We start from the raw sequence: 12773 nt of genomic DNA, 5'->3' as shown, positions 1-12773 counted from the left end.
TCCGTATCTTTGACAGGAAATCCACTAGGCTTAGAATCTAGATCATGCAAACGCTCCTCCACACCGCCGATTCGCGCGGCCATGCCAGCCACGGTTGGCTCAACTCATATCATACGTTCAGCTTTGCGGGCTACAACAATCCGCAACGCCTGCACTTCGGCGTTTTGCGCGTCCTCAACGACGACACCGTAGCGGCTGGCATGGGCTTCGGCACCCATCCGCACGACAACATGGAAATCATCAGCATTCCGCTTTCCGGCACCCTCGAGCACAAGGATAGCGCCGGCAACCACGGCATTATCCAGAGCGGCGACGTGCAGGTGATGAGTGCGGGCACAGGCATTGCGCACAGCGAGAAAAACCACAGCAAAAGCGAGGAAGTGAAGTTTTTGCAGATCTGGCTGTTCCCCAACAAGCGCAACGTGCCTTCCCGCTACGACCAGCAAGCTTTCCGGGCTGAAGACCGCCACAATCAGTTCCAGCAAATTCTGTCGCCCAACCCCGACGATGCCGGCGTCTGGATTCATCAGAATGCCTGGTTTCACCTGGCTGATTTCGATGCCAACTTCTCGGCCGACTATGCAGTGAAGCGCCCCGGCAACGGCGTATATGTGTTCGTGCTGGAAGGCGACGCCACCGTGGCCGGTCAAACCTTGCACCGCCGCGACGGATTCGGCGTATGGAATACCGATTCGTTCACCATCAAGGCCGACAGCAACACGCGGCTGTTGTTGATGGACGTACCGATGGACTTGTAGTACCTACTATTCCTACCAACAGCAGAAGCCACGCTAAACCATTGTGTGAAGCTTGGCTTTCTCCTACTGGTCGGGATAAAGAATAGCTACTATATCCTCTTACCTCAGTGCAATAACCGCTTCATGAAACTCGCCACCACCACATACCCTGTTCTGGAAACCATTCGCAAACGGTGGAGCCCTCGCTCTTTTGCCAGCTACCCCGTTGCGCCCGAAACGCTGAACCAAGTATTTGAAGCCGCTTCTTGGGCCGCCAGCGCCATGAACGAGCAGCCCTGGCGCTACATCTACGCCCACCACGCCGACCAAGAAACCTTCCAGAAACTGGTGGACTGCCTGATGTCTGGCAACAAGCCTTGGGCCAAAAACGCCCCCGTTCTGATTCTGGCGCTGGCCAAAACGCAGTACGACAACGGTACACCCAACGGCGCCGCCATGCACGACTTAGGCATGGCCAACGCCAACTTGTCGTTGGAAGCCACTGCCCTGGGCTTACATACTCACTTTATGGGCGGCTTCGACCGGGACCGTGCCAAGGAGCTATTCGAGTTGCCCGACACGTTGCAACCCGCCGTGATTATTGCACTAGGCTATCTAGGTGAGGCTGAGCTACTGGAAGAGCCGTTTCTGAGCCGCGAGAAAGCCCCCCGTCAGCGCAAGCCGGTCAGCGAAATTGCTTTCCAAGGACAATTGAAATAGGCGCTAGTTAAAGGCCTGCGTTTGGCGCCTTACTGCTCAGCTTACATCTGAGCGTTGCCTTGCTCACGCGCCAAGCCCGGGGTTTCTTTCACAATTAGTGCGTCGCTCACTACTGCATTTACCTTATTCACCTATTCACCCCACCATGCCACACACCATAATCCGCGCTGCCGACCGAGGCCTGAAAGACATTGGCTGGCTGCAAAGCAATTTCTCGCTCAGCTTCGGACCGTATGCCAACCCTGTCCGCAGTGGCTTCGGCTTGTTGCGCGTGTTCAACGACGACTTCGTGAAGCCCGGCAACGGCTTTGGCTTGCACGCCCACGCCAACATGGAAATTATTTCGGTGATGCTGGCGGGCCGCATGAACCACATCGATTCGTTGGGCTTCAAGGAGGAGGTTTCCACCGACTGGGTGCAGATTATGAGTGCGGGCACCGGCCTGCGCCACGAGGAACACAACATTGGCGACGACGAGGTAAATTTCCTGCAAATTTGGATTGAGCCGAAGCTGCAAAACGTGACGCCCCGCTACCAGCGCCGCCACTTTCCCGCCGAGAAGCGCCGCAACCAGCTCACCACCGTCGTCAGCAACGAGGAAGGCACGGCGCACTGCTGGATCAACCAGAACGCCAAACTCTCGCTCGGCTACTTCGACGCCGGTCAAACGATATCCTACAGCCTGAATCCGCTCAACAAAGGCGTGTTTATTTTCTTGATGGAAGGCGCGCTGACCGTAAACGGAGAGGCCGTAGCGCAGCGGGAAAGTATTGGCTTGTGGGAAACGGGTACGGTGAACATAGAGTGCACCGCCGAGAGTAAGTTTATTGTTATTGAAGCACCCATAAACCACTAAAAGGCAGAATGCTTGTCGTGCAAAGCTCCGGCTTTGCGTATCGTTGCTGAAGGCCAAGCCGTAACAATGGCTGCCGCTCAGTACCGCTACGCGAAGTCGGAGCTTCGCGCTTTACGCTGATCCACTTTTATTCTGCTTTATGAAGATTAAGCGCCGTGTACTTTTAGGAATAGTGGCGCTGCTGGTTTTGCTGGCAAGTGGGGCCTTTCTGATTGGCTGTTCTATTTCGGCGCCGCGCTACCAAGGGCCGATCAGTGCGCATTTCGACGGCAAGCAGTTCAAGAATGCCGGTGGCGTTCATGCCCAAGAAGGCCTCGGCCCCATGCTGAGGTGGCAGTTGCACAGCAACAAAGGCAACTTTCCTGAGCAGCCAGATTTACCATACGGCCCAAAACCGCCCGCTCGGGTCGGGCTAGGTAAGTTGCGCGTCACGTTTATCAATCACGGCACGTTTTTGCTTCAGTTCGACAGCCTGAATGTGCTGACCGACCCGATTTGGAGCGAGCGGACCAGCCCCTTCCAGTGGATCGGGCCGAAGCGGCTGCGGCCCCCGGGCATACGGTTCGAGGACTTGCCCAAAATCGACGCCGTTCTCATCAGCCACAATCACTACGACCACCTCGACCTGAACACGTTGCGCCGCCTGGCCGCCCGCGACTAGCCGCGCATCTTCGCGGGCTTAGGGGTACGCGCCTTTCTGGAAGAAGAACACATTGCTAATGCTACCGACTTAGATTGGTGGCAGCAGCAACCCCTGAGTTCTAAAGTTCAGCTAGTAAGCGTACCGGCGCAGCACTTCTCGGGCCGTGGCCTCCGCGACCGGGACGCGACCCTCTGGACAGGTTTTGTGCTTCGTACCACCGCCGGTCCGCTCTACTACGCCGGCGACACCGGCTACGGGCCACATTTCAGTGAAATCGGGCGCCGCGAGGGTCCTATTCGGTTGGCTATCCTGCCAATTGGAGCTTATCAGCCCATTTGGTTTATGCAGCCTATCCATACTGCGCCGGCCGAGGCAGTGCAAGCTCATCTTGACTTAAAAACGCCTCGGAGCATTGCCACCCATTTTGGTACTTTTCAGTTGGCCGATGATGGCTTAACGGAGCCTGTAACTGATTTGCGGAAAGCTTTGCTCGCCAAACAGATTCCTGACAGCACTTTTTTGGTGCTAAAAGAAGGCGTAGGATGGCAGTTGCGCTAGCAACTTGCTTTCGTGTTTCACCTAGCAAAAGATTGATATAAGGTCAATAAGAGGCATACTGGAAAATTACATATTTAACAACGACAATTTTATCGTTGAAAAATCCTTACGTTGCCATAAACCAGTAAGTAATAATGGGATATTACTAAAATCACGGAATTTTTTTCCGACTTTTGTATCGGAATTATCCGAATTACCTGCTGTATGAAACAACGTTTACTCGTGCTTGCTCTGAGCGTACTTAGTGTTGCGAGCTGGGCGCAAGTTTTACCTAACCAAGGCCCTCCCAAGGCCATTACTTCGCTGGCTGAAGTTACGCCAATGCCTAAGGTGAGTATTTCACCTAATGGTGAATGGCGGCTCGTACTAGATGTGCAAGAAGTAGCATTTACGCCTGACCTGATGCAGACAGAACTCCGGCTGGGAGGACTGCGCATCAACCCGCGCACGAACGGCCAGAGCCGAGTGAGCTATGCAACTAACTTGCGCCTCAAGCAGCTACCTACTGGCAAAGAACTGCTGGTGCAAGGCTTACCCGCAAATGCGCGTATCAGCGAAGTCACTTGGTCGCCAGACAATACCAAAATTGCCTTTACCCATACTACCAGCAACCACATCGAGTTGTGGATAGTCGATGTCGAGTCGGCTTCGGCCCGGATGGCACCCAACATCTTCCTGAACGGTGTGTTTGGATCGTCTTACGAGTGGGTATCGGACAGCAAAACGCTGTTGGTGCGCGCTATTGTGGGTGGCCGCGGCGAAGCGCCCGTGGTGCCAGCTAAGCCAGCAGCACAGCCAAACGCCCAAACTGGCACGCAAGGCTGGGTGAAAAACTCTACCGACGAGCTCCTTTTCAATTACTATGCGTTGTCGCAGGTGGTGAAGCTGAGCATTGATGGGCGCATGCAGCCTATGGGCTCACCGGGCATTATTCAGCAAGCCTCCCCTTCTCCTAACGGCCTGTTTGCTTTAATCAAAACCCGGCACCGTCCTTTTTCGCACACGCTGCCCGTTAGCTTTTTCCCGCTGCGGGTAGAGATACTGAATATGGAAGGACTGGTGGTGAAAGAGTTGGCAGAGTTGCCAATCATTAACACCCTGCCTACCAGCCCCGATGCCGTGCCCGCTGGCCCACGTAGCCATAACTGGCGGGAAGACGCACCTGCTACTCTGTACTGGGTGGAAGCACAAGATGGTGGCAATCCCCAAACAGCCTCTGCTACTCGCGACAAAATACTGGCTATGCCAGCCCCCTTCGACAGCAAACCGCTGGAAATAGCCGTTTTACCGTTGCGCTTTTCCAACATCTACTGGGGCACCGATAATCTGGCTATCGTGCAAGGTCAGCGTTGGGCCGACCATCACCAAACCACTTGGACGCTGGATTTAGCTACCAAAACCTCGCTTACTGTTCTCTTCGACCGCTCGACGGAGGATACCTATACCGACCCGGGCACACCATACCTTAGACGCAACGAATTAGGCCGGCCGGTGCTAGCAACGAGCCCGAAGGGCGACATTGTGTACTTGTTTGGCAATGGCGCCTCTCCCGAAGGCGACCGTCCGTTTGTGGATGAACTGAACGTGCGGACCAAAAAGAGTGTGCGCTGGTGGCGCGCTGAAGGAAACTATTACGAAGTACCCGTTGCTATTCTGGATGCCAACAGACGCCAGTTGGTTACACGCCGCGAATCCGTAACGGAAACGCCAAACTACTTTCTACGGGAATCGCGCTCCGGCCGTCTTACGCCGATAACTACTTTTGTTAACCCTAGCTCCAGCTTGAGCGGCTTTAAAAAGCAGGTAATTCGGTACAAGGTTAGGCTATCTGATAGCGTAGAGCTGACGGCCAACATGTACCTGCCAGCCACCTACAAGAAAGAAGACGGGCCGCTACCTACTTTGTTGGAGGCTTATCCGGTGCCACAAAAAGCGAAAGGCCAAGTGAAAGGCTCGCCCTACATGTTCTCGCGTTTGGGTTGGGGCTCACCTGTGTTCTGGGTGACGCAAGGTTACGCGGTACTTCAGGGAGCGAGTATGCCCATGATGCGTGAAGGCATGCAGGAGCCCGATGAAGCGTATACCAAGCAGCTCGTGGCCTCAGCTAAAGCAGCCATTGATGAAGGACAGCGGCTCGGCATAGTTGACTCCAAGCGTGTAGTGGTTATGGGCCACAAATACGGAGCAGGCATCACCGCTAACTTACTGGCCTATTCCACCTTGTTCCGGGCGGGCATCATGCGCAACGACAATTACGACCATCTGCTGGCCCCATTTGGCTACCAAGGCGAGGACCTGCCTAGCAGCAGCCAAGCCCCTGAGGTATACAAAACTATGCTGCCTTTCAGCTCGGTTAGCGAAGTTAAAGCTCCCCTGTTGATCTTGAATGGTGACGTTGACAGCCAAGCTGGTGCTGAACCCAGCGAGTTGGAGCGGTTCTACAAATCAGTGAAAGACCAAGGTACTGTAGCGCAATATGGCCTATTACCAGTTGAGTCGCGGGGCTATGCAACCCGGGAGGCTGCTGCTTATGTGTTTCGCGAAATAACTAGCTGGCTGGACACGCATATGGCAAATACACCGGATGCTAATACCCCTGCTGATCCGGATGCTACGGCAGCCCCTACTGCTGACCAAGCCGAAACGGTAGCCAAGTAATTACTGCTGTTCTATCATATGAATAATGACCCTAGGCCTTCTGCCTGGGGTTATTTTTTTGTGAATAGCATAGATACTTTAAGAATAGCTACGAGCTTACCTCGCTACTCTAATAGCAATATTCTACTTATTTTCTGTACAATACTCTACCATTATTACAACCTGATTTCCTGTATTTGCGTTCTAAGGCTACAGTTCAGTTTCAAACTTCTGTCCTTAAAATTCGCCACCATGAAGACGTTCAAGATATATGTAGCTATGTTGTCGGCTGTGCTGATGCTAGGCAGTACAGTTGCCACCCCTGAAGCCGCAGCGCAAACCACCAAAAAAGGTTGGAGCAAGAAAGGCAAAGGTGCCGCCATTGGTGCTGGTACAGGTGCGGTAGCCGGTGCCGTAATTGCCGGTAAAGGCGACCGGGCAACCGGCGCCGTAGTAGGCGGCGCTGCCGGCGCAGTTGGCGGAGCCCTTATTGGCCGCAAAAAAGACAAGAAAAAAGACCCTGTACGCTACCAGCAGTACTCCAAAAAAGACTAACAAACAATCTGTTATGCTTCACAAAAGCCCCGCGCCGATTGGTACGGGGCTTTTTGTTGTTCGCTAAGCGACGTTGCGGCAACTGCTACCGTGCAACCTTGCCACCTCGTTGGGTAGTATGTGCGGTATGCACTTATTCATTTATACCACGCTCAACGACAACGCCCGCCGCCTGCTACTCACGCAGCTGCCCGCTCACACCAACACCGTTTTTCGCCAAGACCTCGAGAAAGACAAGCAGGCCGCTGCTTTCGAGCAAGCCGAAGTGTTGTTCGGAAACCCACCGGCCGAGTGGTTTACTGCTACTCCGCCGCAGGCCCTCCGCTTCTGGCAGATAGATTCGGCCGGTATCGATAGGTACAAGCAAGTGCAAACGCAGGCGCAAGTAGCCAACGTAGGCGACTATTTTGCTTGGCCCTGCGCCGAGACAATGGTAGCGGGCATTCTGGGCTGGTACCGGCACATTCCGGAACTGGCGGTGCTGCAAGTCGAAAAGAATTGGGTGGGTGCCCCTATTCGCGAGCGGCTAGGGCTGCTACGAGGAAAGCGCGTTGTTGTGCTGGGCAGTGGTGCCATTGGGCAAGCTGTAGCGAAACAACTGACTGGCTTCGATTGCGCCGTGCAGTTTTTGGCCCGCACCGACCCTCAGGCGCAGTTGCACACCAAAGAAGATTTGCTAGCTGCCCTACCCAACACTGACATCGTAGTGAATTGCCTGCCTGGCAGCGCCGATAATTTTTTCTCGGCTGAGTTGGTGCAGGCCATGACGCCGAGCAGCCTCTACGCCAGCGTTGGACGCGGCAACACCACCGACGAGCCTGCCCTGATAGCCGCCCTGCAAGCGGGCCGTATTGCCGGAGCTATTCTCGATGTAACGAATCAGGAGCCGTTGCCTCTCGACAGTCCACTTTGGCAGCTACCCAACGTGCTGCTCACGCAGCACAGCGGAGGCGGCCAACCCAACGAGGACGAAGGCAAAGTGGAAGTTTTGCTACGCAACCTGCGCCTCTTCGAGCAAGGTGAGCCATTAGAAAACCAGGTGGACTTGAGCAGGGGCTATTAGGGCAGCAGGAAATAGTGGGCTAACTATGAAGCTTAACAACCAAGAGTAACTAACAGCAGCGTTAGTATTCTATGGAAGTCACTTCTACTACCTCTTCCTTTGGGCCTAGCTGTAATGTTACGGCGGCTCCCAAGCGCGCCCCTACCACTGCCCGCGCTATGGGTGCTACGAAGGCTACCTTGCCTTCTGCCACCGATGCTTCGTCTACGCCTACGATGGTGAAGCGCCGCACTTGGCCGGCCTTGCCGCCGCTACGCGTGTGCAACGTGACCGTGGCCCCGAATCGAACTTCGTCAACTGGTTGGTTGGCAGGGTCTACCACTTTGGCTGTGGCAATTCGTTGGTTGAGGGCTCCGAGCTGCGCATTCAGCACAGTTAATTGCCGGGTACGATCCGCTTCGTTTTCGCGGTTTGCCTCAACTTGCGTGCGTTGCGCTTCTAGGGTTGCCAACTCCGCGCGTAGTTGCTCCAAGCCTTGCGGTGTCACGTAGTTGGGAGTGCCGGGCGGCAATGCAGCTCGGGGCGGAATGATGGGGGCTTCTAACGAATCGTCTTCTTTGGTAAATGCGCGGCTCATGCTATTTGCTAACGCAGCGTTTCACCGGAGGTTATCATTGTAGCCTGGCTGCTGCCGCGGTGCAAAGCTTGGCAACAGGTAAGTCACTTAGCATTTACCAACTCTAGCATCTGGCGGGCGTTGCCGATAGCGGAAGCGTCGATGTCGTTGTTGAAGTACAGATACACTTCCTGAACCTGATGGGTGGCTTCTATTTGCGCAGCCACTTGCCGCAAGTACTCCTCGCTGTAAGGCGACTTGTAGAGTTCGGGCACTCCGTGAAAACGGTAGTACAGCACGCTGGCATTGGCTACCACTTCGTCGGGAAGTTGTGGGTGGCTTTGGCCACAGAAAGCTACGCCGCGCCGGGCTAGCTCCTGGTACACATGCCCTTCCCACCAGCTTGGATGCCGAAACTCCAACACGTTGTGAAACGCCGAATCCAAGCTGTCGAGGATGCGCTGCAACCGGTCGTCGGAGTACGCCATGCGGGGCGGTAGCTGAAACAGAACCGGGCCTAGCTTTTCGGCCAGCCCTTCCTGCACCGTGCCGTAGAAATCGGCGAGGAGTTGGGCGGAATCGTTGAACTGCTTGTAGTGGGTGATTAGGCGCGGCGCTTTCACCGAAAACTTGAAGTCGTCGGGGCTGATTTGGTGCCAGTTTTCCAGAAACGACAACTGCGGAAACCGGTAGAAAGTCACGTTCAGCTCCAGCGTGCGGAAGTGCTGGCTGTAATATTCGAACCACAGACGCTGCGGCAGCTTATCGGGATAGAAAGCGCCTTTCCAGTGGCGGTAATGATAGCCAGAACAGCCAACGTGCCAGATGGGCATAGCGCAGATGATAAGGTGAAACGGGTACAGCTTAGCGTTTGTGCCCAAGGCTTACCTCAGCCGCTTGTTGTTCCGACGCCAGGGGAATCTGAGTGTAATCGTTTAGCAGCTTTGAGTCAGATTCCTCCTACGTCGGAACAACAATTGAAGAGGAACGAGCTGTTATCTATACTCCCCCACCATGCTTCGGCTGGCAGTATCGTGGCGGCCAGCTCTGATGAGCGACCAGCCGCTCAGCAACAGTAGCAAGCCAAACCCGAGGAAAGCGAGGTCCCAGGGCAGCTTGTTGGTAGCGTATTCCTGCACGTGGTGAAGCCCCAGCAACTGGTGGTCGATGATGCCTTCTATTACGTTGAACAAGCCCCAGCCCAGCAGCAAGGCTCCCATAAACGTGCGCCCCGACCACGGTACGTCGCGCCGGCTGCCCACCGACCACAGCATCCGCAGGCCAATGGCCGTCATAATCCACACGGCGGCATGAAACACCCCGTCCCAGTACATATTCACCTTGGCTGCTACCAACGTGTCGGGCGGGAGCCGGTTGGACAGCATATTGTGCCACTGCAACATCTGGTGCAGCACAATGCCATCAACGAAGCCGCCGAGGCCCGCCCCCATCAACACGCCAGCAGAAATCAAAGGAGAACGGTGGAGTTGATTAGTCATGCAGGGAAGGTGAAGTGAAACGACGAGTCAGGGTATCGGCAAAAAACAGTCCTACCCCTAGCAGCACCAGCAAGCCAACCGGCAGCAGAATCAGCAGAAGATTTTGGCCGTAATCGGGGGCGTGGATGGTGGCTTGCACGCGCGGGCGGCATACCCGGCAGGCCAAGGCCGACGTACTTAGCCAGCACAGCAGCCAGCTGGCTAGCACGGCCGCGAGGCGCGGCGCACTTATTTTGCGGATGGTCATGTCCTTAGCACCTACGCAGTGCTAGGGGCATGGGGTTATGGTCGAGTTTGGTGGTTTCCTTGTTGGGTTGTGTGCTTTCGTGCGGGCAAAGCCTAAGGCTAATTCAGTGCGTTTTGCAACCTAGCCCCGTTGGGCAAGTACATAGAGTTGTAACGCGCTTCTTGCAGGGCACTTAAACTTAGCCTCTCTATATGGCTCAAATCGTCACGCTTACCCTCAACCCAACGGTCGATAAAAGCACTTCGGTTGACAAGATTGTACCCGAGCATAAGCTCCGGTGTGCCCCGCCCAAATTCGAGCCGGGTGGCGGCGGCATCAACGTGTCGAGGGCGCTCAAGCGCCTAGGCACCGAGTCGTTGGCTATCTTCCCGTCGAGCGGACCAGCGGGGACGCTGTTGCAGCACTTGCTCACGCAGGAAGGCATTGCGCAGCAGCCCATTACCACCATCAACTGGACCCGCGAGAACTTTATCGTTGTGGATACTTCCACCAACCAGCAGTACCGCTTTGGTATGCCGGGCCGGGAAATTTCCACCGATGAGCAGCACGTAATTCTAGAAACCCTGCAAGCCCTTGATCCGGCGCCCGAATATCTGGTAATCAGCGGCAGCCTGCCGCCCGGCATAGAGCCCGATTTTCTGGCCCACGTGGTGCGTCAAGCCCACGCTGCCGGCACCAAAGTCATCGTCGACACATCGGGACCGGCTCTGGAACGGGTCCTCGACGAAGGTGTATTCTTAATCAAGCCCAACGTAGGCGAGCTGAGCCGCATGGCGGGCGTAGACGAACTCGACAGCCGGGCCGTAGGAGAAGCTGCCAAAGCCATCATTCGAGAAGGTAAATGCCAGATTATCGTGGTGTCGTTAGGGCCGATGGGCGCCTGCATCGTCACCGACGACCTGATAGACCACGTTCCGGCGCCCGCCGTGAAAAAGCGCAGCACCGTAGGCGCCGGCGACAGTATGGTAGCGGGCATGCTGTGCGCCCTGACCGATGGCAAGTCGATACGCGAAGTGGTGCGCATGGGCGTGGCTTGCGGCACAGCAGCCACTATGAATCCGGGCACCGAGCTTTTCAAAAAAGAAGACGCCGAGCGGCTTTATAACTGGCTACTCGAAACCATGCCCGAAATGAAGCCAGTGAGCTAGGTACTGATTACAGTTACTTATAACTCGAACGTCATGCTGAGCTTGTCGAAGCATCTCGCGTGCTGATGTTGCCATTGCTAATTCCAACTGGAACGTCATGCTGAGCGCAGCCGAAGCATCTCGCGTGCTGACGCAGAATTAGTAATCTGACATCAGCACGCGAGATGCTTCGACTGCGCTCAGCATGACGTTTTAGAAACTATTCTCTCCGTAGTAGATACGCCTCGGCTTGTTACTTCAATCTACCACTTTGCCGCTACGGCCGTGGCTGTGAAGTCGGAGAAGACGCCATCCAAGCCCAGGTTGTAAAACTTCTTGTATTCCGCTTTTGGATCGTTGTTATAGGCTGGCAACAGGTGCTGCGCTTCGTCGCGGAAGGTGTAGGCGTGGACGAAAAGACCGCGCTGGTGGGCCCGCTCTATGAGCGTGGTAGCCGGCAGAATGGCTTTGGTGGTGGAGTTGTACGGTTGAATGAACGGCTTCCAGGGGCCAATACCGTTGGCGTACGTTTTCACGAAATCCAAGCCGGCATCGGTGGCTAGGTCGTTGTAAGTACGCTTGTCTCCCGCCACCACGAAATCGTAGGGTTGGCCGTTGGGTGCCTGCATGACCATGTTGCCGTTTTCATCCACATCATACGCATCATACAGCTGCACAAGTTTTACCGTGGACTTGTATTGGTCGCGGATGGCGCGCAGGTTGCTTACCTCAAACGACTGCACGAATACGGGGGCATCTTTGCTGTTCCAGCCGGCGGCGGTCAGCGCGTCCATCAGCTTTTTGGTCAGCGGTAGCCCTTGGCTTTCGTGGAAGGTGGGGTGCTTGGTCTCGGGGTAGATGCCAATAGTCCGGCCCGTAATAGCAGATTGCGCTTTTGCCAAGTCAATTACTTCCTGAAACGTCGGAATGGAATAGCGGCCGTTGAACTCCTGCGAGCGGTAAGGCATGGCCTGCTTGGCCCGGAGCGTTTTGATTTCGGCCAAGGTGAAGTCGCTGGCAAACCAATCGTTGACGGGCACACCGTCGAGCATTTTGGTGGTTTTGCGGCTCGCAAATTGGGGCAGGTCCGCTACGTTGGTAGTGCCCGACAAAAACGGCTCGTGTCGGCAAACCAGCACTTGGTCTTTGGTAAGCACCAAATCCTGCTCGATGAAATCGGCACCTTGCGCAATGGCCAGCGAGTACGCTTCCAGCGTGTGCTCGGGCAAGAGGCCGGAAGCCCCGCGGTGCGCAATAACCAGGGGCTCACGGCCGTCGAGGGTATTGTAGCGGGTGGTGTTGTTATCGTCGTCTTGGCAGGCACTAAGTCCTAGCATACACGCAGCGGAAAGGAGTAGTATGTTTTTCATGGCTAGTTGGACAGTTCATTACAAAAATTGACTTCCAACATCACCTCCTGATTACGCCTAGATTACGAAATCACTCTCACTTCCTTGTACTAGTATAGAAGTAGCCGAAAACTTCGGCCTCTCTTCCACGCCGCAGGATATACCAGCGTTGTTGCGTATCATGGCCTCCAGTTTAAGGGGGCAACGCTTTTTTGACTGATTTCAT

The 12773-nt window shown here is 55.2% G+C and carries 12 protein-coding genes and 1 pseudogene; 8 read left to right on the top strand and 5 right to left on the bottom strand.

The annotated features are described in order from the left end of the window. The first annotated feature begins 44 nt into the window (after nt 1-44). The 7 genes and pseudogenes from P1X16_RS00715 (at nt 45) to P1X16_RS00685 (ending at nt 7769) form a co-directional block, all read left to right on the top strand. Nucleotides 45-758, top strand: a complete 714-nt coding sequence (locus P1X16_RS00715; RefSeq protein ID WP_277225437.1) for a pirin family protein — start codon at nt 45-47, stop codon at nt 756-758. Between the two features lie 123 nt (nt 759-881). Continuing rightward, nucleotides 882-1457 carry a nitroreductase family protein gene (locus tag P1X16_RS00710; RefSeq protein ID WP_277225434.1) on the top strand — a complete coding sequence of 192 codons (576 nt, stop codon included), beginning with the start codon at nt 882-884 and terminating at the stop codon, nt 1455-1457. A 145-nt stretch (nt 1458-1602) separates the two neighbouring features. After that, entirely contained in the window at nt 1603-2313 is a 711-nt protein-coding gene (locus P1X16_RS00705; RefSeq protein WP_277225432.1) for a pirin family protein, read from the top strand. 139 nt (nt 2314-2452) lie between these two features. Further along, nucleotides 2453-3514, top strand: a pseudogene (locus P1X16_RS00700) (MBL fold metallo-hydrolase). A 204-nt stretch (nt 3515-3718) separates the two neighbouring features. After that, nucleotides 3719-6172 (top strand): prolyl oligopeptidase family serine peptidase, encoded by a 2454-nt coding sequence (locus P1X16_RS00695; protein ID WP_277225429.1) that lies wholly within the window; start codon nt 3719-3721, stop codon nt 6170-6172. A gap of 231 nt (nt 6173-6403) precedes the next feature. Beyond that, nucleotides 6404-6706, top strand: a complete 303-nt coding sequence (locus tag P1X16_RS00690; protein ID WP_277225427.1) for a glycine zipper domain-containing protein — start codon at nt 6404-6406, stop codon at nt 6704-6706. A gap of 127 nt (nt 6707-6833) precedes the next feature. Next, complete coding sequence (locus P1X16_RS00685) at nt 6834-7769, top strand: D-2-hydroxyacid dehydrogenase (RefSeq protein WP_277225425.1); 936 nt, start codon at nt 6834-6836, stop codon at nt 7767-7769. Nucleotides 7770-7830: 61 nt separating this feature from the next. Here the strand turns inward: P1X16_RS00685 and P1X16_RS00680 are convergent, their stop codons facing one another. The 4 genes from P1X16_RS00680 to P1X16_RS00665 all read right to left on the bottom strand — a co-directional run bounded on the left by P1X16_RS00680 (nt 7831) and on the right by P1X16_RS00665 (nt 10071). After that, the gene (locus P1X16_RS00680) at nt 7831-8346 is read right to left on the bottom strand and encodes a GreA/GreB family elongation factor (protein ID WP_277225423.1); all 516 of its coding nucleotides are present in this window, start codon (nt 8344-8346) and stop codon (nt 7831-7833) included. Nucleotides 8347-8429: 83 nt separating this feature from the next. Then, the gene (locus P1X16_RS00675) at nt 8430-9158 is read right to left on the bottom strand and encodes a DUF72 domain-containing protein (protein ID WP_277225420.1); all 729 of its coding nucleotides are present in this window, start codon (nt 9156-9158) and stop codon (nt 8430-8432) included. A gap of 162 nt (nt 9159-9320) precedes the next feature. After that, nucleotides 9321-9824 (bottom strand): DUF2243 domain-containing protein, encoded by a 504-nt coding sequence (locus P1X16_RS00670; protein WP_277225418.1) that lies wholly within the window; start codon nt 9822-9824, stop codon nt 9321-9323. Further along, nucleotides 9817-10071: a hypothetical protein gene (locus tag P1X16_RS00665; protein ID WP_277225415.1), complete on the bottom strand. Its 255-nt coding sequence runs from the start codon at nt 10069-10071 to the stop codon at nt 9817-9819. Before P1X16_RS00665 ends, P1X16_RS00670 begins: the two co-directional genes overlap by 8 nt. A gap of 191 nt (nt 10072-10262) precedes the next feature. Here P1X16_RS00665 and P1X16_RS00660 point away from each other — a divergent pair, with 191 nt between their 5' ends. Then, nucleotides 10263-11219, top strand: coding sequence for a 1-phosphofructokinase family hexose kinase (locus P1X16_RS00660; protein ID WP_277225412.1), 957 nt, complete (start codon nt 10263-10265; stop codon nt 11217-11219). A gap of 242 nt (nt 11220-11461) precedes the next feature. Here P1X16_RS00660 and P1X16_RS00655 read toward each other — a convergent pair whose 3' ends face one another. Beyond that, the gene (locus P1X16_RS00655) at nt 11462-12568 is read right to left on the bottom strand and encodes a glycerophosphodiester phosphodiesterase (RefSeq protein ID WP_277225410.1); all 1107 of its coding nucleotides are present in this window, start codon (nt 12566-12568) and stop codon (nt 11462-11464) included. Between the last annotated feature and the right edge of the window lie 205 nt (nt 12569-12773).

This window comes from Hymenobacter sp. YC55, from assembly GCF_029433095.1.
In the GTDB taxonomy this organism is placed as follows: domain Bacteria; phylum Bacteroidota; class Bacteroidia; order Cytophagales; family Hymenobacteraceae; genus Hymenobacter.
This window is presented reverse-complemented; position numbering and strand designations above follow the sequence as displayed.